The sequence below is a fragment of the Pseudomonas sp. RW3S2 genome (assembly GCF_014268955.1).
GTDB classification, from domain to species: domain Bacteria; phylum Pseudomonadota; class Gammaproteobacteria; order Pseudomonadales; family Pseudomonadaceae; genus Aquipseudomonas; species Aquipseudomonas wayambapalatensis.
This window is the reverse complement of the sequence record NZ_JABWRM010000015.1, coordinates 41,778-62,441: the sequence shown is the minus strand read 5'-3', so window position 1 is coordinate 62,441 and position 20,664 is coordinate 41,778. Positions and strand designations below refer to the sequence as shown.

At 65.3% G+C, this 20,664-nt stretch carries 22 protein-coding genes; 11 read left to right on the top strand and 11 right to left on the bottom strand.

Features of this window, described 5'->3' with window-relative positions; all coding sequences use genetic code 11:
• Nucleotides 1-13 precede the first annotated feature (13 nt).
• From HU748_RS20145 to HU748_RS20135, 3 genes are read left to right on the top strand one after another with little or no spacing between them, the layout of a single operon-like run.
• On the top strand, nt 14-1,420 hold the full coding sequence (locus tag HU748_RS20145; protein WP_186721652.1) for an FAD-binding oxidoreductase: 1,407 nt from the start codon (nt 14-16) through the stop codon (nt 1,418-1,420).
• A gap of 33 nt (nt 1,421-1,453) precedes the next feature.
• Nucleotides 1,454-1,795, top strand: coding sequence for a cupin domain-containing protein (locus HU748_RS20140; protein ID WP_054893487.1), 342 nt, complete (start codon nt 1,454-1,456; stop codon nt 1,793-1,795).
• Nucleotides 1,796-1,851: 56 nt separating this feature from the next.
• Nucleotides 1,852-2,931 carry a polyamine ABC transporter substrate-binding protein gene (locus HU748_RS20135; protein WP_186721650.1) on the top strand — a complete coding sequence of 360 codons (1,080 nt, stop codon included), beginning with the start codon at nt 1,852-1,854 and terminating at the stop codon, nt 2,929-2,931.
• A gap of 71 nt (nt 2,932-3,002) precedes the next feature.
• On the opposite strand, the gene HU748_RS20130 is transcribed toward HU748_RS20135, so the two are convergent.
• From HU748_RS20130 to HU748_RS20110, 5 genes are read right to left on the bottom strand one after another with little or no spacing between them, the layout of a single operon-like run.
• Nucleotides 3,003-3,980, bottom strand: coding sequence for a FecR domain-containing protein (locus HU748_RS20130; protein ID WP_186721648.1), 978 nt, complete (start codon nt 3,978-3,980; stop codon nt 3,003-3,005).
• Nucleotides 3,977-4,534: a sigma-70 family RNA polymerase sigma factor gene (locus tag HU748_RS20125; RefSeq protein WP_186710706.1), complete on the bottom strand. Its 558-nt coding sequence runs from the start codon at nt 4,532-4,534 to the stop codon at nt 3,977-3,979. The genes HU748_RS20130 and HU748_RS20125 overlap by 4 nt, the downstream gene beginning before the upstream one ends.
• Nucleotides 4,531-4,857, bottom strand: a complete 327-nt coding sequence (locus HU748_RS20120) for a DUF3325 domain-containing protein (protein WP_186721646.1) — start codon at nt 4,855-4,857, stop codon at nt 4,531-4,533. The genes HU748_RS20125 and HU748_RS20120 overlap by 4 nt, the downstream gene beginning before the upstream one ends.
• Nucleotides 4,857-6,428, bottom strand: coding sequence for a PepSY-associated TM helix domain-containing protein (locus tag HU748_RS20115; RefSeq protein WP_186667770.1), 1,572 nt, complete (start codon nt 6,426-6,428; stop codon nt 4,857-4,859). Before HU748_RS20115 ends, HU748_RS20120 begins: the two co-directional genes overlap by 1 nt.
• Nucleotides 6,425-6,730 (bottom strand): DUF3649 domain-containing protein, encoded by a 306-nt coding sequence (locus HU748_RS20110; RefSeq protein WP_054893493.1) that lies wholly within the window; start codon nt 6,728-6,730, stop codon nt 6,425-6,427. Before HU748_RS20110 ends, HU748_RS20115 begins: the two co-directional genes overlap by 4 nt.
• A gap of 178 nt (nt 6,731-6,908) precedes the next feature.
• Here HU748_RS20110 and HU748_RS20105 point away from each other — a divergent pair, with 178 nt between their 5' ends.
• The 5 genes from HU748_RS20105 (at nt 6,909) to HU748_RS20085 (ending at nt 11,897) form a co-directional block, all read left to right on the top strand.
• A complete protein-coding gene (locus tag HU748_RS20105; RefSeq protein WP_186721645.1) occupies nt 6,909-7,403 on the top strand; it encodes a sigma-70 family RNA polymerase sigma factor in 495 nt (164 codons plus the stop codon).
• Nucleotides 7,400-8,323, top strand: coding sequence for a FecR domain-containing protein (locus HU748_RS20100; protein ID WP_186721643.1), 924 nt, complete (start codon nt 7,400-7,402; stop codon nt 8,321-8,323). The genes HU748_RS20105 and HU748_RS20100 overlap by 4 nt, the downstream gene beginning before the upstream one ends.
• A gap of 94 nt (nt 8,324-8,417) precedes the next feature.
• Nucleotides 8,418-10,733: a TonB-dependent Fe(3+) dicitrate receptor FecA gene (gene fecA, locus HU748_RS20095; protein WP_186721641.1), complete on the top strand. Its 2,316-nt coding sequence runs from the start codon at nt 8,418-8,420 to the stop codon at nt 10,731-10,733.
• Nucleotides 10,734-11,094: 361 nt separating this feature from the next.
• On the top strand, nt 11,095-11,439 hold the full coding sequence (locus HU748_RS20090; protein WP_186667761.1) for an HPF/RaiA family ribosome-associated protein: 345 nt from the start codon (nt 11,095-11,097) through the stop codon (nt 11,437-11,439).
• A 158-nt stretch (nt 11,440-11,597) separates the two neighbouring features.
• A complete protein-coding gene (locus tag HU748_RS20085) occupies nt 11,598-11,897 on the top strand; it encodes a DUF3509 domain-containing protein (protein ID WP_186667758.1) in 300 nt (99 codons plus the stop codon).
• A gap of 124 nt (nt 11,898-12,021) precedes the next feature.
• On the opposite strand, the gene HU748_RS20080 is transcribed toward HU748_RS20085, so the two are convergent.
• Nucleotides 12,022-12,495, bottom strand: a complete 474-nt coding sequence (locus tag HU748_RS20080) for a phosphate-starvation-inducible PsiE family protein (RefSeq protein ID WP_186667756.1) — start codon at nt 12,493-12,495, stop codon at nt 12,022-12,024.
• 256 nt (nt 12,496-12,751) lie between these two features.
• Between HU748_RS20080 and HU748_RS20075 the strand changes: the two genes are divergently transcribed.
• Nucleotides 12,752-13,015 carry a YebG family protein gene (locus HU748_RS20075; protein WP_186667754.1) on the top strand — a complete coding sequence of 88 codons (264 nt, stop codon included), beginning with the start codon at nt 12,752-12,754 and terminating at the stop codon, nt 13,013-13,015.
• Nucleotides 13,016-13,076: 61 nt separating this feature from the next.
• Here HU748_RS20075 and HU748_RS20070 read toward each other — a convergent pair whose 3' ends face one another.
• Nucleotides 13,077-14,096 carry a Glu/Leu/Phe/Val dehydrogenase gene (locus tag HU748_RS20070; protein WP_186667752.1) on the bottom strand — a complete coding sequence of 340 codons (1,020 nt, stop codon included), beginning with the start codon at nt 14,094-14,096 and terminating at the stop codon, nt 13,077-13,079.
• A 123-nt stretch (nt 14,097-14,219) separates the two neighbouring features.
• Between HU748_RS20070 and HU748_RS20065 the strand changes: the two genes are divergently transcribed.
• Nucleotides 14,220-15,026 (top strand): tetratricopeptide repeat protein, encoded by an 807-nt coding sequence (locus HU748_RS20065; protein ID WP_186710692.1) that lies wholly within the window; start codon nt 14,220-14,222, stop codon nt 15,024-15,026.
• Here the strand turns inward: HU748_RS20065 and HU748_RS20060 are convergent.
• Genes HU748_RS20060 through hmgA form a run of 4 tightly spaced genes read right to left on the bottom strand, consistent with a single transcriptional unit; the run spans nt 15,015 to nt 19,664 of the window.
• On the bottom strand, nt 15,015-16,370 hold the full coding sequence (locus HU748_RS20060; RefSeq protein WP_186721639.1) for an aromatic acid/H+ symport family MFS transporter: 1,356 nt from the start codon (nt 16,368-16,370) through the stop codon (nt 15,015-15,017). The two genes, HU748_RS20065 and HU748_RS20060, sit on opposite strands and share 12 nt — an antisense overlap.
• A 57-nt stretch (nt 16,371-16,427) precedes the next feature.
• Nucleotides 16,428-17,054, bottom strand: a complete 627-nt coding sequence (gene maiA / locus HU748_RS20055; protein ID WP_186667746.1) for a maleylacetoacetate isomerase — start codon at nt 17,052-17,054, stop codon at nt 16,428-16,430.
• Nucleotides 17,055-17,066: 12 nt separating this feature from the next.
• Nucleotides 17,067-18,359, bottom strand: coding sequence for a fumarylacetoacetase (gene fahA / locus HU748_RS20050; RefSeq protein ID WP_186667744.1), 1,293 nt, complete (start codon nt 18,357-18,359; stop codon nt 17,067-17,069).
• Between the two features lie 3 nt (nt 18,360-18,362).
• Nucleotides 18,363-19,664: a homogentisate 1,2-dioxygenase gene (gene hmgA, locus HU748_RS20045; protein WP_186721637.1), complete on the bottom strand. Its 1,302-nt coding sequence runs from the start codon at nt 19,662-19,664 to the stop codon at nt 18,363-18,365.
• Nucleotides 19,665-19,863: 199 nt separating this feature from the next.
• On the opposite strand from hmgA, the gene HU748_RS20040 reads away from it, so the two are divergent.
• Nucleotides 19,864-20,640: an IclR family transcriptional regulator gene (locus HU748_RS20040; RefSeq protein ID WP_186721635.1), complete on the top strand. Its 777-nt coding sequence runs from the start codon at nt 19,864-19,866 to the stop codon at nt 20,638-20,640.
• Nucleotides 20,641-20,664 lie beyond the last annotated feature (24 nt).

The following is a 20,664-nucleotide window of genomic DNA, read 5'->3' as shown; positions in this document are numbered from 1 at the left end:
GGAGCAGTACCTGATGCAAGCCTGGCGCACGATCAGCCTCTGGATGGACCAGCTCGACGAGCCGCTCGACGCCCGCCCGTCGCTGCAGCAGGACCTGGATGTCGACGTGTGCATCATCGGTGCCGGCTACACCGGCCTGTGGACGGCCTACTACCTCAAGCGCCAGGCCCCGCACCTGCGCATCGCCATCCTCGAGGCCAACACCGCAGGCTTCGGTGCCTCCGGGCGCAATGGCGGCTGGCTGATGGGCAACCTGCTGGGCGAAGACCGCCTGCTGGCCACCCTTTCGCCACAGCAGCGCCGCGCCAGCGTCGACCTGCTGCACGCCATCCCCGACGAAGTGCACGGCGTGCTGCAGCGCGAAGGCATCGACTGCGACTACCGCAAGGGTGGCGTCATCTACTGCGCCGCCCGCTACCCCGAGCAGGAGCGCAGCCTGCGCGCCTACCTCGACGACCTGTACCGCCAGGGCATGAACGAGGACGACTACCGCTGGCTCAAGCCCGAACAACTGGCCGGCCAACTGCGGGTCAGCAATGCCTACGGCGCGATCTTCAGCCCCCACGTCGCAACCATCCAGCCTGCCAAGCTGGTGCGCGGCCTGGCACGGGTGGTCGAGGGCATGGGCGTACCCATCTACGAAAACACCCCGGCCAGCGACTGGCAGACCGGTGAGGTGCGCACTGCCCAGGCCAAGGTCCGTTGCCAATGGGTCGTGCCGGCGGTCGAAGGCTACGCCGCCAGCCTGCCGCCGCTGGATCGCCATCAACTGCCCGTGCAGAGCCTGCTGGTGGCGACCGAGCCGCTGCCGGAATCGGCCTGGGAGCAGATCGGCCTGAGCCAGGGCCAGGCCTTCAGCGAAGGCAGCCGCCAGGTCACCTATGGTCAGCGCACCACCGACAACCGCCTGGTGTTCGGCGCCCGCGGCGGGTATCGCTTCGGTGGCCGCCTGCGCGAGGACTTCAGCCTCAGCGACGCCGAGATCGAGCTGCGCCGCTATCTGTTCGGCGAACTGTTCCCGCACCTGAAGAACGTGCGCATCACCCACTCCTGGGGTGGCAACCTGGGCATGGCGCGGCGCTTCCGCCCGCACATGCTGTGCGACCGCCAACGCGGCCTGGCGCTCTCGGGTGGCTATGGCGGCGAAGGTGTCGGCGCCACCAACCTGGGCGGGCGCACGCTCGCGGCACTGATTCTCGGCCAGCACAACGAGCTGACCGCCCAGCCTTGGGTCCACGACAACCGCCCGCTGTCGAGCCTCGCCAGTTGGCCGCCCGAGCCCTGCCGCTGGCTAGGCTACAACGCGATCATCCAGAGCTTCGTCCACGAGGACCGCACCCTCGCCAACCCGGCCAGCCCGGCCTGGCGGCGACGCCTGGCCAGCGGCCTGGCCGGGTTCATGGAAGGCTTCATGCACTGAGTTGCACCCACTACCACAAGAGATCCTGCAGTCATGAGCATCACCCAGTTCAAGCACACCGACAGCGCCGCGCTGGAAACCTCCAACCCGGTCGCCGTCCCCCTCGGAGAACCCGTCGCGGTGACCTCGGTCACCTGCGTCGAACGCAACGATGGCGTCGAAACCGGTATCTGGGAATGCACCCCCGGGCGCTGGCGCCGGCAGATCGTGCAACAGGAGTTCTGCCATTTCATCAAGGGCCGCTGCACCTTCACCCCCGACGGTGGCGAGCCCCTGGTCATAGAAGCCGGAGACGCACTGATGCTACCGGCCAACAGCACCGGGATCTGGGATATCCAGGAAACCGTGCGCAAGACCTACGTACTGATTTTCTGATCCGCTGATCGCCTGCCGTTCTTCGATAACAACAGACAAAGCAAGGTAAACCGGACATGCGCAAACTCCTCCTCGCCCCCCTGATGCTGGCTGCTGGCGTCGCCAGCGCCGCCGACTCGGTGAAGATCTACAACTGGTCCAGCTACGTCGCCCCGGACACGCTGCAGAACTTCCAGAAAGCCACCGGCATCGTGCCCACCTACGATGTCTACGACAGCAACGAAACCCTCGACGGCAAGCTGATGACCGGCAACTCCGGTTACGATGTGGTCTTCCCCTCCAACCACTTTATGGCCCGGCAGATCCAGGGCAAGGCCCTGAAGAAGCTCGACAAGAGCCAGCTGCCGAACTGGCAGAACCTCAACCCGGTGCTGCTCAAGGCGCTGGAAGTGAACGACCCGGGCAACCAGTACGGCTTCCCGTACCTGTGGGGCAGCACCGGCATCGGCTACAACATCGACAAGGTCAAGGCCGTGCTCGGCGACAAGGCACCGGTCGATTCCTGGGACCTGGTGTTCAAGCCCGAGAACATGGAAAAGCTCAAGAGCTGTGGCGTGGCCATGCTCGACAACGGCCCGGAATTGCTGCCGATCGCCCTGAACTACCTGGGCCTGCCGCCGCACAGCCAGAAGCCTGAGGATTACGAGAAGGCCAAGGAACTGTTGATGAAGGTGCGTCCGTACATCAACTACTTCCATTCTTCGAAGTACACCGGTGACCTGGCCAACGGCAATATCTGCGTGGTGGTCGGCTTCTCCGGCGACGTGCTGCAGGCCAAGAACAGCGCCGAAGATGCGAAGAACGGGGTGAAGGTCGGCTATTCGATTCCCAAGGAAGGTGCGCCGCTGTGGTTCGACATGGTCGCCATGCCAGCCGATGCACCGGACGAGAAAGCCGGCTACGCCTACATGAACTACCTGCTGCAGCCTGAGGTGATGGCCAACATCAGCAATTCGGTGCAGTACGCCAACGGCAATGCCAAGGCAGACGCCCTGGTCGATCCGGCACTCAAGCAGAACACCATGATCTACCCGAGCCCGGACGTGATGGGCAAGCTGTTTGCCCTGGAAGCGATGCCAGCGAAGATCGACCGCATCCGCACGCGGATCTGGACCAGCATCAAAGCGGGGAACTGAAGCCCTCGCATATGCGAAAAACCCCACAGGCACCAGGGTGCCGGTGGGGTTTTGCCGTTATGGGGTCGGCTTCAGCGCACCACCGTCACCCGCCCGAACAGCGTCTGCGGCACGAAGCCCATGACCTTGCCCAGCGACGCCAGCGCCAGCAAGGGCTCCTCCACCGGGAAACTGCCGCTGACCTTGCGCTGCGCCAAGGCATCGTCGAGCAGCAGGATGCGCCCCGGGTAATACCGCTCCAGGTCCTCGACCACCTGCGCCAGCGGCACCTGGTAATAGTTCAGCCAGCCCTGGCGCCAGGCCAGGCGACTGTCACTGTCCACGGCACTGATCGCCCCCGCCACGCCCTCGGCGTAGGTCAGTTGCTGGTTGGCGGTCAGCTCACGCGCCACGGCACCGGCAATCGGTGTCACCGCCACCCGTCCACTGCGCACGGTAATCTGGGCGCCGTCGCCCTGCCCGCGTACCTCGAACTGAGTGCCCAGCACCCGCACTTCGCCGCCCGCCGCATCGACCAGGAACGGCGCACCGGTGTGGGTCACCTCGAAGAACGCCGCGCCACGCAGCAGGTGTACGCGCCGCTCGCCATGGTCGAAATCCACCACCACGGCGCTGTTGGCATCCAGGGTCAGGCGTGACTGGTCGGCCAGGGTGACCTGGCGCACATGCTCATCACTGCGATAGTCGGCACGCAGGTCCTGCAGCCAGTATTGCGGCTGCCAACCGGCCAGGCTGCCCAGTGTCAGCACCAGGCAGGCCGCTGCCGCCAGTGCCCCGCCACGCCGCCCCCAGCGGGCTTTCGGCCGACGCATGGCCTGCAGGTACTGCTCGAGATCCTCGCGTTCCTCTTCAGCCAGGTGCGCGGCGGGCGCTTCGCTCAGTTGCCACACTGCCAGGGCCTCGGCATAAGCGGCGCGGTGCGCAGGATCGGCCAGCAACCAGCGCTTGAACTCGGCGCCTTCGGCTGCCGGAGGATGCTCGTTGATGCGGCTCAGCCAGCCCAGGGCCATGCGCGACTGTTCGGCGGTGATTGGATAGGGCTGGCTCATCGACGGTCGCTCCCTGGCCTGCGCAATGGGGTAGCGGGCTCGGCGACACTCGCCTTGCACGCTTCGAGGGCGCGCATCATATGCTTTTCCACCGCACTCTGGGACACCTGCATGGCCTTGGCGATCTCGCCGTACTTGCAGCCATGGATGCGGTTGAGCAGGAAGATCTGTCGCGTACGTTCCGGCAAGGCGCGCAGCGCCTGCTCGATGCGCCGTAGATCGTGATCGACCTCCAGCGCCTGCTCTGGCGCCTGGACCGACAGCGCCTCGTCGCTGATCGACAGCCCTTCGGTGACACGACCGCGACTGCCCTCGCTGCGCAGGTGATCGATCGCCAGGTTGCCGGCGCAGCGCAAGAGGTAGGTGTCGAGCGCCTCGACCTTGACCGCAGGCCGACGCCAGAAGCGCAGGAACAGCTCCTGGACCAGGTCCGAGGCCGTGGCACGACAGCCGACGCGCCGGCTGACCAGCGCCTCCATGCGTCCGCGCTGGGCCAGGAACACCTGCAGGAAGCGCGCCCGGCCACCGGCCTCGTCGAGGTCAGGCTCGCTCACGCGCCAAACACCGCCACGACCGGCGCCAGCACCAGGCTCGCCGTTGCCAGGCTCAGCAGCAGGCGTGGCTGGTACGGCAGGCCGAACACCCAGAGGGTCAGCCCGGCCATCAACACGGCCGTCCACTCCACCAGCCCCAGCGCCCAGCCACGCAAGTGCACGGCCAGTACCACCGACAGCACCAGCAGCAGCCAGCCGAGGATGCGCAAGGCACGCAACTGGGCCTGCCGCGGCTTGCGGTCCAGCAGGTCGGTGAAGTGTTTTTCCATGGCCAGGCACAGGGCAGCCAGGCCGGCGAAGGTGAACAGCGCCAGGCTCAGCATCAATTCGCCTCCACGGTTTCGGCGCGGGCCTTGACCTTGGCCGAGCGCTTGGCGACCGGCTTGGGCGCGCGCAGCATCTTGCCGGCCGCCCAGCCGAGGAACAGGCCGGTGGCCAGGGCCGTGAGATCGAACCCAGCCATCGCCCAGTCACCGACGATCAGCGAATGATCCAGGCCTTGGCCTGTGGTCACGGCATTGAGCAACGGCAACGCAGCGAACACCAGGGCCCCCAGCGCCAACTGCTCGCCCCAGGCGCGACGCCCGGGGCGCAGCATGGCGTGCAGCAGCGACAGTGCCCAGACCAGAAAGAACGCATTGACCTCCCAGTCGGCCCGCCCTTGCAGCCCGACCGGCAGCAGGCGATTGGCCCAGAAGAACGCCGCCACGCCCAGCAGCAGGCCGCTCATGCTGGCGATGTTGAGCACCTCGACCAGGCGCAGCTCCGCGGGCATGCGCTCGCTCTTGGCATGCTTGAGCTGACGCTTGCCCAGCCACATCACAAGGCCAGTGCCGATCACCGCCGTGCCGGCGACCCCGAAGACGAAGTACAACCAGCGCAGCCAGGGCCCGGCGAAGTTGCCCATGTGCAGGCCGACGAAGGTGAAGGAGGTCATCATCGCCGCGCTTTCCGGCGCACCCTGGGTGAGCAGTGCACCGGTGGCACCGTCGAAGGTCCAGTTGGCGCTGCGCTTGTACGCGACACTGTCGGCCGAGGCACGGCTCAAGGTGACGCGGGCATTCTGGTCGCCAGGGTTCTGTACCTGGATGAAGCCCATGCGCGCGCCTGGCGCCTGCTCCTGGACCTTGGCGTACAGGCTCGACAGGGGGACCAGCGGCGCGGCCACACCAGCCACCTTCGGCACTTCGTCGCGGCCGAACAGGTCGTTGAAGTAACCGTTGGCGCTGCCATAGCTGGCCATGATCCCGGCAGGCATGACCATGTACATGAAGATCACCAGACTGCTGTAGCTGATCATCAGGTGGAAGGGCAGCACCAGCACGCCGATGGCGTTGTGGCCATCGAGCCAGGAGCGCTGGCCCTTGCCGGGGCGGAAGGTGAAGAACTCCTTGAAGATCTTCTTGTGGGTGATGATCCCGGTCACCAGCCCCAGCAGCATGATGAAGGCACAGAAGGTCGACAGCCAGCGCCCCCAGGGGTGCGGCATCTCCAGTTGGAAGTGGAAACGGTAGAAAAAGTCGCCGCCACGGCTGTCGCGGCCCTCGACCATCTCGCCGCTGGCCGCGTCCAGTTCCTTGCTGGTGAAGCCGCGTCGCCCACCGGCGTTGGGGTCGCGATAGCCGACGCTCAGCGCCGCCTCGCGCTCGCTGGGCAGGCGGATGAACCAGGTGCTGGAATCGGCGGCGTTGGCTTGCAGGTAGCGCTGCGCCATCTCCAGGCTGGCCGCCGGATTCAGCGGATGGCTGTGGATCTCCGGTTTGCTCCAGTGGTTGATCTCTTCCTTGAAGTAGGCAAGCGTGCCGGTGAGGAAGATGGCGAACAACAGCCAGCCGAAGATCAGGCCGGTCCAGGTGTGCAGCCAGGCCATGGCCTGGCGGAAGCCCTCTTTCATGGGTTCTTCATCCAATAAGCCAGCCCGCCGATCGCGCCCAGCACGAGGCTTGGCAGCAAGACGCCCAGCCAGGCGCGCAATGCGCTGCGGCAGGCGAAGCACCAGATGAAGGCGAGCAGATAGAACACGAACGACAGCATCATCCCGGTCAGTGCCGCATCGACCTGGGCGCCGGGCATCAGCAGGCTGACGCAGACGCTGGCCGCCGAGGCCAGCAGGTAGCCCCCCAGCAAGGCAGCCAGGCTGCGCGAGGTCACGGCCAGGCGGTAGCTCAGGGGCAGGCCGGCGGCTTTGCTTTTCATGGGGCGACGGTCCGGGGACAGGTTGAGAGGGGTGCAATAGTAATGATTTCAATTCTCATAAGCAAAGATTGGGGATGAGCTGCGCCCGGCCCAACAGGATTGCGACACCACACCACCCTGAATATAATGCGAACAATTCTTACTCCCAATCGCGTCATCGGACGCCGGAGTCACCTCGGTGTCCAGTGCCCTCTCCTCCACCGTCGAAGGCCTCTACCACGCCCACCACAACTGGCTGACCGGTTGGCTGCGCCGTCGCCTGGGCTGCCCGCAGAGCGCCGCCGACCTGGCCCAGGACACCTACGTGCGCCTGCTCCAGGCTCGCGACACCCCACAGTTGATCGAGCCCCGGGCCTTTCTCGCCACCGTCGCCAAGCGCGTGCTGTGCAACCATTTCCGCCGTCAGGAGCTGGAGCGTGCCTACCTCGAAGCCCTGGCCCAGGTGCCCGAGCGCCTGGCGCCAAGCGAGGAAGAAAAGGCGCTGATCTTCGAAACCCTGCTCCAACTCGACCGCCTGCTCGATGGCCTGCCGCCGCTGGTCAAACGCGCCTTCCTGCTGGCCCAGGTCGATGGCCTGGGCCAAGCCGAGATCGGCCGTGAACTGGGTATTTCCCTGGCAACGGTCAAACGCTACCTGCACAAGGCAGCCCTGCGCTGCTATTTCGCCCTGTGAGCGCAGGCATCTCGCCCCAGGTCGCCGAGCAGGCGGTGCACTGGCTGATCGAATCCCAGGGGGCCGATTTCGACCCGGTCCAGCAGCAGGCACTCGAACACTGGTTGCAGGCGGACGGCGAACACCAGCGCGCCTGGGCGCATATCCAGCAGGTCAACCAGCGTCTGCGTGGCGCGACCTCGCCCGTGGTGCACGCCACCTTGCAGGCACCACCCTCCCCGGCCCGGCGTCGCGCGCTCAAGGCGTTGCTGCTAGCGGGCGTGGCCAGTGCCACCGGGCTGGGATTGCAATCGCACAATCCGTTGCCAGGGCTGATGGCCGACTACCGCAGCCCCGTGGGCCAGCGCCGACGCCTGCCGCTGGACGACGGCAGCCTGTTGCGACTGAACACCCGCAGCGCCGCCGATGTACGGTTCGATGGGCAGCAACGTTACGTGCACCTGCTCGACGGTGAGTTGTCGCTAGACGTCGCCCGCGATACCCGCCCGCTGGTGTTGCGCACCGACGATGGCAGCCTGCAACTCGACAGCGGCCGCTTCAACGTGCGCCAGTTCGAGGGGTTCAGCCAGGTCTCGGTGTTCAGCGGCATGGCTCGGCTACAGGGCCAGGTGCTGCTCGCGGGGCAGCAAGCCCGCCTGGCAGCGGGCCACTGGGAAAGTATCGGCGCGCTGGATCGCAACATTGGCGCCTGGGTCGATGGGATGCTGGTGGTCTCGCAGATGCGCCTGGGCGAGTTTCTCGCTGAGCTGTCACGTTATCGCCACGGACAGCTGGGCTGCAGCGAGCAGGTCGCAGGGCTGCGGATTTCCGGGTCGTACCCGCTGGATGACAGCGAACGGATCCTGGAGATGCTGGAGGTGGCGCTGCCGGTGCGGGTGCGGCGGTTCACCCGGTACTGGGTCAAGGTCGAGGCGGTTTGAGCCTGTGCCGACAACTATTTTTCTTCCAACCTGAGCCATTTCGCTTCCCTCGCGTGACAGAGCAGGCAGAACCCTCCTGACAGGACCCAACCCCATGCACCTGCGCCCCACGCCTCTCGCCATCGCCCTGCTGCTCGCCACCAGCCTGAACTTCGCCCAGGCTGCCGAACCGCGCGCCTATCACATCGCGCCCGGCACCCTGGAAGACGCCCTCAACCAGTTCGGCCGCGAAAGCGGTGCGCTGATTTCGTTCGGCTCCAGTGTCACCCAAGGCTTGCGCAGCCCCGGCCTGGAAGGCCAGTATGGCGTGCAGCAAGGGTTGGAGGCATTGCTGCATGGCAGCGGCCTGCAGGCGCGCCAGGAGGCCGACAATGCCTACAGCCTGCAACCGCTCGCCACGTCCGGCAGCGATGCGGCAATCGAGCTGGGTGCCTCGACCGTGGTTGGCGACTGGCTGGCCGAGGCACGTCAGGACAACGTCTTCGAACACCCCGGCGCACGTGACGTGGTCCGCCGCGAAGCGTTCGAGCGCAGTGGCGCCAACAACGCCCGTGAGGTGCTCAACCGCATCCCCGGCGTCAATGCCCCGGAAAACAACGGCACCGGCAGCCACGACCTGGCACTGAACTTCGGCACCCGTGGCCTCAACCCGCGCCTGGCCTCGCGTTCCACGGTGCTGATGGACGGCATCCCGGTCCCCTTCGCCCCCTACGGCCAGCCACAGCTGTCGCTGGCCCCGCTGAGCCTGGGCAACATGGATGCGGTCGATGTGGTGCGCGGCGGCGGCGCAGTGCGTTACGGCCCGCAGAACGTCGGCGGTATCGTCAACTTCGTCACCCGTGCCATCCCCGAAGAGGCGACCTTCAAGGCCGCCATGCAGAACCAGATCAGCCCCTCGTCCAGCCACGACGGCGTCAAGAACAGCGCCAACCTGCTGGTCGGTGGCACCAACGACAACGGCCTGGGTGGCGCCCTGCTCTACTCCGGCACCCGCGGCGGCGATTGGCGCGAACACAGCGACACACAGATCGACGACCTCATTCTCAAAGGCAAGCTGCAACTGGACGAGGCCAACAGCCTGCACGCCATGGCTCAGTACTACGAGGGCGAGGCCGACATGCCCGGCGGCCTGAGCAAGGCGGCGTTCGATGAAGACCCGTACCAGTCGACCCGCCTGAAGGACAAGTTCTGGGGCCGTCGCACCCTGGTCAACTTCGGCTACGACTACAAGCAGGACGACCGCCAGTTCAGCGTCAACAGCTTCTTCACCAAGACCTTGCGCAGCGGCTACCTCGACCAGGGCAGCTTCGTCTCGCTGTCGCCACGCGAGTACTGGGTACGTGGCATCGAGACCCGCTTCTCGCAAGGTGTGGCACTGGGCGACAGCTGGCACGAACTGGGCGTGGGCTACCGCTACATCAACGAAGCCGGCCACGAACTGCGCTTCCGTGAACCTGTGACCGGCAACCTGCCGACCACCGCCAGCCGCAACGACCGCGACACCCGTGGCGCCACCGAAGCCCACGCGATCTACCTGGACGACCGCATCGACATCGGCCGCTGGACCATCACCCCCGGCATCCGCTACGAGATGATCGACTCCGAGCAGAGCAACAAGCTCAGCAACCAGCGTTACCAGGGCAGCTACAACACCGCATTGCCGGCACTGAACGTGATGTACCACCTGACCGACACCTGGAACCTCTACGCCAACACCGAAGGCTCGTTCGGCAGCGTGCAGTACAGCCAGATGCCCAACCGTGTCAGCAGCGGCGAAGTGAAGCCGGAAAAGGCGCGCACCTGGGAAGTCGGCACCCGCTACGACAGCGGCGACTTGCAGGCAGAGATCGGCGCCTTCCTGATCAACTTCGACAACCAATACGAGAGCAACCAGACCAACGACTCGGTGATCGCCCGCGGCGAAACCCGCCACCAGGGCATCGAGACCAGCGTGCGCTATGCCCTCGACGGACTGAGCCCGGCGCTGGCCGGCTTCGATGTGCACGCCAGCTACGCCTTCGTCGACGCCACCATCCGCGAGGACGGCCCGAACAAGGGCAATCAGGTGCCGTTCTCCTCGCGCCACAAGGGCACGCTGGGGCTCGGCTACACCGAGGGGCCATGGCAGTTGAACCTGGATGGCAGCTTCCAGAGCAGCCAGTACGCCGACAACGCCAACACCGCCAGCGAAAGCGCCGATGGCAGCACCGGACGGATACCGGGCTACATGCTGGTCAGCACTCGCGCCGGGTACGACTTCGGGCCGCAGTTGTCGAACCTGAAGGTGGCGGTGGGGGTGAAGAACCTGTTCAACCGCGAGTACTACACCCGTTCGTTCGACGACAACAACAAGGGCAAGTACGTGGGCGAGCCGCGCACGCTGTATGTGCAGACCTCGGTCGCGTTCTGACGATGGCACGGTCCTCAGTACCAGTGCGGTACCTGTAGGAGCGGCGGTTCGGCGCCCCGACTTGCCCGCGAAAAAGACACCGCGCTGTCTGGCACGGGCTACGCCCGTGTTCGCGGGCAAGTCGCAGCGGCGAACCGCCGCTGCCACAGGGAGCCTGGACTGGCCTTTAGATTTTGAACCAGACAGTCGCTCCTGCATCAACAGTGTTAACCCTGCGAATTGCTACAAAAAATTTATCGGAAAAGGGGCTTGAATTCGGCGCGCCAATCCCTGACCTTAGAGTCAAGAGGCGATGCTTTCCCCAAGGGCCTCAAGGGCCTAGGCACGCCTCCATGCGAGCAAGCTGAATAAGGATTGAATCATGCAAATCCAGGTCAACAGCAGCAACCATATCGACAGCAGCAGCCGTCTGAACGAATGGGTCCGCAGTACGCTGGAAAGCACGCTGCAGCGCTACGAGGACGACCTTACCCGCATCGAGGTCCACTTGCGTGACGAGAACGGCGACAAGCCCGGCCCGCATGACAAACGCTGCCAGATGGAGGCTCGCCCCAAAGGTCATCAACCGATTTCCGTCAGCCATACCGCCACCTCGCTGGACCACGCGATCGACGGTGCGGCCAGCAAGCTGAACAACGCGCTGGAACATTTCTACGGCAAGTTGCGCAGCAAGCGCAGCGTGGTGCAGCAAACCGAAGAAGAGTGATCGGTGACACACAGACGCCCGGTGCCTGGCACCGGGCGTTTTCGTTTCCAGGGTTCCAGGCCGGCACAAGCCACACACTGCATCAATTGATCAACGTCGCTGAACCATCCCTGCTGTCTCCCGGTCAATCGGTGAACATTCTTTGCAGATGCCAGCCCATGACCAATCCCTTCGACCTCATCAGCGACGCCTTCGCCCCGTACTACCGGGTCAACCTGAGCATCGAGCGGCTCGACGGCAGCATCATGCTGACCCTCTCCAACGATACCGGCGTGGTCGCCAAGCGACTGATCAGCGCCGCCCAACGCAATGACCCGACGCGCCTGCGCCGGGTGGTGGACAGCATTCGCCTGGGGCTGGCCATCGAACAAGGGGAAGATGCCCTGCAAGTGCTGGCGGGGATGACCGACAGTGCGGGACGGGATCAGGTCTGGCGGGGTGCGGGGGTCGCTCGATAGAGCAGTATTGACCCCTTCGCGGGCAAGTCGAACCGACGCGAAGAGGACAACGCATTCCTCATCACTGCGGAGAGACAATTTCCCGTACCTGCCGTCCAGCTTGCCCAAGTCGCTGCCGGATGGATCAGACCTTGCCGTCATCCATATCCTTGCCGCTGGCATCGATCACCCGCGTCGACGGATAGCGGTACGAGGCAAAACGCACCACCAGGATCGCGAAGGCCAGCAGCAGGATGCCGCCACACACGTACAGCAACCCCACGTCCGGCGCCTTGTGGTGCGAGACATCGCCGATCAGCAGGCGTGTGAGTGCGGTGATCGCCACATACAGCAGGAAGCGGATGGGCATGTGGTTGGTCTTGAAGTAGATCCCCACCATGGCCCCCAGCTCGAGGTAGATGAACAGCAGCAGAATGTCATCGACACTGATGCCGCCCTTCTCGAGCATCTCGATGAAGGTCGCCACGGCGGCATAGGCCGTGATCGCACCGATGCCGAACAGGGCCAGGTAGTGGAACGATTCGACGAACAGATTTCCCAGTGCGTCGGCGGGCGCATGCAGGCCCTTGCGCAGCTTTTCTGGCCATTTGGATTTCACGATGCAGGATTCCTCGATACGACATGAAGGATGATGCGCCACCGATGTGACGCTTTTGACATGCAGTTAAAGGGCCAGGCCCCGTACTTGGAAGGTGACCGATTGCCGCAAGGCACCTATGAACTATGCTTCGCCGCGTGCATCCGGGTAAATCAGAACGCCACTATCCGATTGCCAAAGAATCCGCTATGCTCAACACTGTATAAAGATACAGTTGTTATCCAACTCACATACACAAAAGGCACAGAGGTGATGAATGGCCGTCGAAGTGGTGTACCGCAGCAGCCGCGACCCGGAGCGCTTGTTCATGGATAAGGCCGAAGCAGACCGTCACGACAAGATGCTCGAGCTGGCCGAACGGCTGGCCGAAGTACTGCACAAGGCCGTGCCGTCGCTGAGCGAGCAGCAGGTCGAGGAAGCGGGCATCTACATGGCCAAGAACCGCGACGTGTTCGCCCGGGCATTCAAGAGCCAGCCCGATGCGCTGGCCGAGCTGCTCGAAGGCGAGGCAGCCGAGTAAGGCTCCTGCAGCAGCATCTGCGCCGACTGTACACGGCGGCGTGGATGCTGGCGCTGTCCGCTCAACCGTACAACAGCCGCTCCGCCAGCATCTGCGCGACGCGCGCAGGCGAGCGTTTCTCGGCCTGGGCATGGGCGAACACCTCGGTCAAGCGCGTGGGGATGCGCGCCAGATGCGCGGTAATGGTGCTCAGGTCAGCGCCTCGGTGGGTCAGCGCCACGTAGATCAGCCCACCGGCATTGATCACGTAGTCCGGGGCGTACAGAATCCCGCGGCTCTCGAGCTGGTCGGCCACCTGCAAGGTGGTCAACTGATGATTGGCGGCGCCGGCCACCGCCGCGCAACGCAACGTCATCACGCTCTGGCCATTGAGCACAGGCCCTACCCCGCATGGCGCGAAGATATCGCAGGGCGTGCTGATCAGCGCATCGTTGGTCACCGGATGCGCCCCGAACTGCTCCACCGCCAGCCTCACCCGCCCGGGGTCGAGGTCACTGACCAGCAACTCTGCCCCTGCCGCACGCAACTGCTCGGCCAGTGCATAGCCCACATTGCCCAGCCCTTGCACCGCCACGCGCAACCCCTCGAGATTATCGCTGCCCAGCCGTGCCATCGAGGTGGCGCGAATGCCGGCGAACACGCCCATGGCCGCGTGCGGTGAAGGGTCGCCCGATGCCGTGGTGCTGGTGACATGAGGAGTGGACTGGGCGATGCAGTCCATGTCCAGCGTCGAGGTGCCGCTGTCCACGGCGGTGATGAAGCGCCCTTGCAGGCTGTCGACGAAACGCCCGAACGCCTCGAACAGCGCTGCGCGGTTTTCCACATGAGGGTTGCGCACGATCACCGCCTTGCCGCCGCCCAGCGCCAGCCCGGCCAGGGCCGCCTTGTAGCTCATGCCTTGGGCCAGGTGGATGGCATCGGTCATCGCACTTTCATCGTCGGCGTACGGCAGGTAGCGACAGCCCCCCATGGCTGGCCCCAGATGCTCGCTATGAATCGCCACCACGGCTTTCAAGCCGGTGGCAGGGTCGTTCCACAGGTGCAGGGACTGGGTACGGGTGCTTTGCATGAGCGCGAACATCGACGGGCTCCCCACAAGGTGCTCCCACCAGTATAGGCAGCCCGCGACGGTCCAGGGCCTGGGCGGACCACTGGACGAATCGGTGCACCGGAGCTAAAAATCTAGTGTGTGTGGAGAAGTCCGATGAACCCACGTAAAGCCTGCCTGGCCTGCCTCGACCGCACCCCGGTCGCCCTGCTGGAAGCCACCCTCTGGATCGCCGCCGAGCATGACCGCGAGGTCGATCCCGCCGCCAACCTCGCGCAGTTGCACGACCTGCATCGAGAAATCAACGCGCGCCTGCCGATGCTTCCCGTCGGCGAACTCGCCCAGCCATTGCTGCGCCAACTCAATGCCCTGGGCTTCCAGCAGGACGAATACCACCCGCTACGTCCGCAAGCAGCATTGATGGACAAGGTGCTGCAACGCCGTCGAGGCCAGCCGTTGCTGCTGGCAATCCTGGCGTTGGAGATGGCGCAGCGCCTGTCGATCCCACTGGAGGGGGTGAACTTTCCTGGCCATTTCCTGTTGCGCGTGCCCGGCGCCGATCATCTGCTCGACCCCTGCGGCGGTCGACGCCTGTACCCCGCGGATTGCCGCGAACTACTCAACCGCCAGTACGGCCCGCACATGACCCTGACCGCCGAACACCTGCATAGCGCCAGCCCGATGCAGATGCTACAGCGCCTGTCGCGCAACCTGCGCCAGCTGCACAGCAGCAACGACAACGACCTGGCTGCGCTGATCGACGCTGAACGGGTGATGCAACTAGGGCCAGTGCAGGTCGCCGACTATCTGGCCCGCGCCACCCTCTACCAGCACCTGGACTGCCCCCAGGCCGAGCGCTTCGACCTGGAGCACGCATTGCTGTTGAGCGACGATCCGGTGCAGCGCCTCAAGCTGGGCGAGCGCCTCGCCCAGTTGCCTTCGACAAACCGTTCAATCCACTAGCGCATCGACCTTGGCCGCCTGCGTATCGGCCTGCTTGCCCGGCGCACGCACCTGGCTGATCAGCAGCGCCGCGATGACTGCCGGAATCGCGCAGAAGAAGAATATCCACTCCACCGGCATGTGCATGGCCAGCAGCAGGCTGCCGAACAACGGCCCGAGGATCGAACCGAAACGCCCGACGCCCAACGCCCAGCCGGTGCCGGTCGCCCGAACCTGAGCCGGGTAGAAGTTGCTGACGAAGGCATTGAGCGTCAGTTGCCCGCCAATGATGCAGAAGCCTGCAGCGAACACGCTCGGCACCAACCAGCGCGGATCGGCGTGGTTCAGCCCGACCAGCACGCTGAAGACCGCAGCGCCCAACAGGACCGCCGCCAGCAGCCTGACCTTGTTGACCATGCGATCGGCGCACCAGGCCAGGCATATCGCGCCGAAGGTCCCGGCGAACAGGAACAGCGAGGTCACCAGGTTGGCATGTTTGAGCGCCAGCCCGCTCTCCAGCAACAGCGACGGCAACCAGCTGATCATGAAGTAGAGCAGGATCAGGCTGACGAAGAAGGTGCCCCAGATGAGCAGCGTCGGCCGGGCGAAGCCATCGCGGAACAAGCCCAACACGGTCAGTTGGTCTGCCGCCGGTTCATCTACCGCACCCTGTGCCGCAGGTACTTGCCAGCCGGGTAGCATGCGCGCAGCCAGGCGTTGCAGACGGGCGTAGGGAGGCGCATCGCGCAACAGGCGCGGCAAGGACTCGGGCAGGAACATCACCAGGAAGGGGAACAGCAGCAGCGGCGCCACGCCACCGGCAACAAACACCGCCTCCCAGCCGAACCTGTCGATGAAGCCTGCCGCGACGAAGCCCCCCGCCGCGCCGCCGAGGGAGAAGCCGCAGGCCGCGAGGGTCACCATCAAGGTGCGCAGGCGCGGCGGTGCATAATCGGCCATCAGCGCCATCGCACTGGGCATCGCCCCGCCCATGCCGATCCCGCACAGAAAGCGCGCCAGCATCAGGCTGTTCAGCGATGTGGAAAACACCATCAGCAGGGTCAGGCTCGCGTACAGCAGTACGCACCAGAGCAGCACCCTGCGCACGCCGAAGCGATCGGCCAACGGGGTGACGGCCAGCGAGCCCAGTGTCAGCCCCAGCAGGTTGGCGCTGAACACCGGCCCGAACGCTGCCTTCTCCAGACCCCAGTCCTGGGCCAGGGCCGGAATCACGTAGCCCAGCACCTGGGCGTCATAGCCGTCGGTCACCAGCAACAGGATCAGCAGCGCCAGCAGGCGCCACTGGTAGGAGGACACAGGACGCCCATCGAGGGCCGCGCGAAAGCTGGCTATCTGGTTGTGCATCGCAAGGTACCTGGTTGTTTTTGTTGTAGAGGTGCGGGGGCAATGCCGACCCGGTGGTCAGGGCGTATCCGGCTGGTTCGCCGGGTGCGCCTTGACGAAGGCTGGATGCTCCCCAGCCAGGGCGGCGACCCGGCGAATGCGCGGGTAACCCTCCAGGTCCACATTGAACCGCTCGGCCGCGTACACCTGCGGCAGCAGGTACACATCCGCCAACCCCGGCGTATCGCCAAAGCAGAAGCCCTGATCGCCGATCAGTTGCTCCACCGCCGCCAGCCCCTGGCCGATCCAGTGGGCGATCCACTGATTGACCTGGGTTTCATCGTGCCCCAGTTGGCGCAACTGGTTGAGCACGCTGACGTTGTGCAATGGGTGCACGTCGCAACCGATGATCGCCGCAACGCCGCGCACCCGCGCGCGGGCCTGCTCGCCCTGGGGCAACAGCGGCGTGCCCGGGAAGCGCTCTTCCAGGTATTCGATGATCGCTGGTGACTGCACCAGCAATTCGCCGCTGTCCGTGCGCAGGGCCGGTACCCGCCCCTGGGGGTTGAGCGCCAGGTAATCCGCAGCACGGTGCTCGCCCTTGAGCAGGTTGACTGGCCGGGCCTGATAATCCAGGCCCTTGAGCGCCAAGGCGATGCGCACCCGGTAAGAAGAGGTGGAACGGAAGTAGGTGAACAGCTCCATCGCCCTGCCCTCTCAGTTGGCCCCGACCACCGTGCCACGGCATTCGCCGAAACCGATGCTGGCCACGCCATCGCGCACGCAACGCGCCCGCAGGATGATTTCGTCGCCGTCCTCGAGGAACTTGCGCACCTCACCATTGGCCAGTTGCACCGGTTGCTTGCCGCCTTCGGTGATCTCCAGCAGGCTGCCGAACGAGCCCGGCACGGCCCCGGACAAGGTGCCCGAACCGAACAGGTCACCGGCTTGCAACTGGCAGCCGTTGACACTGTGGTGGGCGACCATCTGTGCCACGGTCCAGTACATGCTGCGGGTGTTGCTCAGTGTGAGGCGGTGCGCCGGCAAGCCTTCGTCACGCATGCGCTCGGTCAGCAACAGCACTTCCAGTTCGATATCGAAGGCGCCGCCGGCCTGGTCGCGCTGGTCGAGCAGGTAAGACAGGGGTTGCGGATCGCCTTCCGGACGTGCCGGTTGCGCACAGCGGAACGGCTCCAGCGCCTCGGCGGTCACCACCCAGGGCGAGACGCTGGTGATGAAGCTCTTGGACAGGAACGGCCCCAGCGGCTGGTACTCCCAGGCCTGGATATCGCGCGCCGACCAGTCGTTGAGCAGGCAGAAGCCAGCCACGTGCTCGGCCGCATCACCGATTGCGATCGGCTGCCCCATGTCATTGCCCTGGCCGATCCAGATGCCCAACTCGAGTTCGTAGTCCAGCCGCGCGCATGGGCCGAAACTCGGCTCGGTCTGCCCGGCCGGGAGCGTCTGGCCCTTGGGGCGGCGCACGTCGGTGCCGGACGGGCGCAAGGTCGAGGCACGGCCGTGGTAGCCGATCGGCACGTGCTTGTAGTTGGGCAGCAGTGGATTGTCAGGACGGAACAGCTTGCCGACGTTCTTGGCGTGCTCGATACCGACGTAGAAGTCCGTGTAGTCACCGACCCGGGCCGGCAGGTGCAAGGTGCATTCGCCAGCAGGATACAGTGCCGCCTGCAACACGGCCTGATGCTCGCTGTGCTCGCCGAGTACAACCAGCAAGCGCTCGCGCAGGGCCACCCGGGCCGGACGGCCGAGGGCGAAGAAGGCGTTCAGGGCGCCGCCGCGAGTGGCCTCGACAGCAGCCTTGGCCGCCCCCTCGAACACACCGGCGGCAAGCGCGGCTTCCAGGTCGAGGATGGCGTCGCCGATGGCCACGCCGCAGCGTGGCGCCTGGCCCGGACGACTGAAGATGCCCAGCGGCAGGTTCTGCAGCGGGAAATCGCGGTGCCCGTTGGCGTGTTCGACCCAGCTACGGGCAGTGGCGGTCTGGTTCATCGGTCATCTCCGGTTCGGATTGAAGGTGCTCGGCAGCGTTGCCCAGCAACTGTCGTAGTCGGCCTGCAGTTGCGGGCTCTCGAGGGCCTGCTCGCTCGGGCGCAGCACCTGGCTGGTCTCGAACATGAAGGCCATGGTGTGGTCGATCTTGTGTGGCGCCAGCTCGGCGGCGATCGCCTTGTCGCAGGTTTCGGCGTCCGGCCCGTGGGCGCTCATCACCCCGTGCAGCGACGCGCCACCGGGCAGGAAGCCCTCGGCCTTGGCATCGTAGGCGCCGTCGATCAGACCCATGAACTCGTTCATCAAGTTGCGGTGGAACCATGGGGGACGGAAGGTGTTCTCGGCCACCATCCAGCGCGGCGGGAAGATCACGAAGTCCATGTTGGCCAGCCCGTGCACGCTGGTGGGTGAGGTCAGCACGGTGAAGATCGACGGGTCCGGGTGGTCGAAGCTGACCGTGCCGAGGGTGTTGAAGCGGCGCAGGTCGTACTTGTACGGCACGTTGCTGCCGTGCCAGGCCACTACATCCAGCGGCGAATGCTGCAGTTGGCAGGCCCAGTGCTCGCCGAGGAACTTCTGCACCAGCTGCACCGGGCCACGGGCTTCTTCGTAATGCGCAACGGGAGTGAGGAAGTCCCGAGGGTTGGCCAGGCCGTTGCTGCCGATCGGCCCCAGGTCCGGGAGGCGCAATGGCGCGCCGTGGTTCTCGGCGATATAGCCGCGCGCCTGGCCGTCAGGCAGCTCGACACGGAACTTCATGCCACGTGGAATCACCGCGATCTCCAGCGGCTCGACCTGCAACACGCCCAGTTCGGTGGCAATGCGCAGCCCCCCCTGCTGCGGCACCAGCAGCAACTCGCCGTCGGCGTTGAAGAACACCCGCTCCATGGAGCGATTGGCGCGGTAGATATAGATGCTCACCCCGGCCGGTTTGTCAGCGGCCGCATTGGCCACCATGGGCAACCAGCCCTCGATGAAGTCGGTCGGTTCGGACGGGATTGGCTGCGGGTTCCAGCGCAGGCGATTGGGGTTCGCCGCAGCGAGCGGGCCGACCAGTGGCTGACGCGCCAGGCGCTCGAAGCGCGGGTGCAACGCGGAGGGGCGGATACGGTACAGCCAGGTACGGCGCAGTTCGCTGCGCGCCATGGTGAAGGCGGTGCCTGACAGCAACTCGGCGTACAGCCCATAGGGTGCTTTCTGTGGCGAGTTCTGCCCGACCGGCAGCGCGCCGGGCAAGGCTTCGCTGGCGAATTCGTTGCCGAAGCCGCTCAGGTAGCTGAGTTCGGGGAAGGTGTCGCGGGTCATCGGGGCCTCCGGGCTCGGTGGAGCCGTTGATGGCAGAGAGCTGCAGCCCCGAATCGGCGGACGGACCGACCACTGCCAGGGGATACACAGCGCATCTGAATTTATATTTATCGTAATCCGATTACGAATAACGTAATTTGCTCGGTAAGGGGCGTCAAGCTATAAAGTCGGCCAGAATGAATCCCGGAAGCGTCTTACGATGTCCAGAGACAAAACCGCAGTTGACAACAGCAAACAGAAGGTCCGTTCCGCTGAAGTCGGCACTGACATCCTCAAGGCGCTGGCCGAACTGTCGCCCTCCACCTCGCTGTCGCGCCTGGCCGAACATGTGCAGATGCCCGCCAGCAAGGTCCATCGCTACCTGCAGGCCTTGATCGCCAGCGGTTTCGCCGAGCAGGATGCGGCGACCAATCACTACGGGCTCGGGCGCGAAGCCTTGCGCGTGGGGATGGCGGCGCTGGGCAGCATCGATGTGCTGAAGGTCGCTGCCCTGCCGCTGTCGCAATTGCGCGACGCGCTCAACGAGAGCTGCTTCATCGCCGTGTGGGGTAACCAGGGTGCAACCGTGGTGAACATCGAGCCTGCGGTGCGCGCCGTGACGGTGGTGACCCAGATCGGCTCGGTGCTGCCCCTGCTGAGTTCCTCCACCGGGCTGGTATTCGCCGCCCATCTGCCAGAGCGGGAAACCAACGAGTTGCGCGACCGAGAACTGGCCGCACGGGGGCAACGGGTCGAGGACTACATGGACCTGTTGACGCAGATCCGCACACGCGGATTGCACCATGTTCACGGTTTGCTGATGCCGGGGGTGGATGCCTTGTCGGCGCCGGTGTTCAACGCCATGGGCCAGATTGCAGCGGTGATGACGGTCGTTGGCCCGACGTCGATCTTCCATGCCGATGAAGATGGCCCGGCCGCCCGGCGGTTGCTGACCGCGGCGCAGACTGTCAGTTGGCGGATGGGCTACGAAGCCTGAGCCGGGCCGGGGTTTCAAGGCCCC

Coding starts and splice junctions, on each gene's coding strand:
- HU748_RS20145 (WP_186721652.1), top strand. CDS start 14: ATGCAAGCCTGGCGCACGATCAGCCTCTGGATGGACCAGCTCGACGAG.
- HU748_RS20140 (WP_054893487.1), top strand. CDS start 1,454: ATGAGCATCACCCAGTTCAAGCACACCGACAGCGCCGCGCTGGAAACC.
- HU748_RS20135 (WP_186721650.1), top strand. CDS start 1,852: ATGCGCAAACTCCTCCTCGCCCCCCTGATGCTGGCTGCTGGCGTCGCC.
- HU748_RS20130 (WP_186721648.1), bottom strand. CDS start 3,980: ATGAGCCAGCCCTATCCAATCACCGCCGAACAGTCGCGCATGGCCCTG.
- HU748_RS20120 (WP_186721646.1), bottom strand. CDS start 4,857: ATGCTGAGCCTGGCGCTGTTCACCTTCGCCGGCCTGGCTGCCCTGTGC.
- HU748_RS20115 (WP_186667770.1), bottom strand. CDS start 6,428: ATGAAAGAGGGCTTCCGCCAGGCCATGGCCTGGCTGCACACCTGGACC.
- HU748_RS20110 (WP_054893493.1), bottom strand. CDS start 6,730: ATGAAAAGCAAAGCCGCCGGCCTGCCCCTGAGCTACCGCCTGGCCGTG.
- fecA (WP_186721641.1), top strand. CDS start 8,418: ATGCACCTGCGCCCCACGCCTCTCGCCATCGCCCTGCTGCTCGCCACC.
- HU748_RS20090 (WP_186667761.1), top strand. CDS start 11,095: ATGCAAATCCAGGTCAACAGCAGCAACCATATCGACAGCAGCAGCCGT.
- HU748_RS20085 (WP_186667758.1), top strand. CDS start 11,598: ATGACCAATCCCTTCGACCTCATCAGCGACGCCTTCGCCCCGTACTAC.
- HU748_RS20075 (WP_186667754.1), top strand. CDS start 12,752: ATGGCCGTCGAAGTGGTGTACCGCAGCAGCCGCGACCCGGAGCGCTTG.
- HU748_RS20070 (WP_186667752.1), bottom strand. CDS start 14,096: ATGTTCGCGCTCATGCAAAGCACCCGTACCCAGTCCCTGCACCTGTGG.
- HU748_RS20065 (WP_186710692.1), top strand. CDS start 14,220: ATGAACCCACGTAAAGCCTGCCTGGCCTGCCTCGACCGCACCCCGGTC.
- HU748_RS20060 (WP_186721639.1), bottom strand. CDS start 16,370: ATGCACAACCAGATAGCCAGCTTTCGCGCGGCCCTCGATGGGCGTCCT.
- maiA (WP_186667746.1), bottom strand. CDS start 17,054: ATGGAGCTGTTCACCTACTTCCGTTCCACCTCTTCTTACCGGGTGCGC.
- fahA (WP_186667744.1), bottom strand. CDS start 18,359: ATGAACCAGACCGCCACTGCCCGTAGCTGGGTCGAACACGCCAACGGG.
- hmgA (WP_186721637.1), bottom strand. CDS start 19,664: ATGACCCGCGACACCTTCCCCGAACTCAGCTACCTGAGCGGCTTCGGC.
- HU748_RS20040 (WP_186721635.1), top strand. CDS start 19,864: ATGTCCAGAGACAAAACCGCAGTTGACAACAGCAAACAGAAGGTCCGT.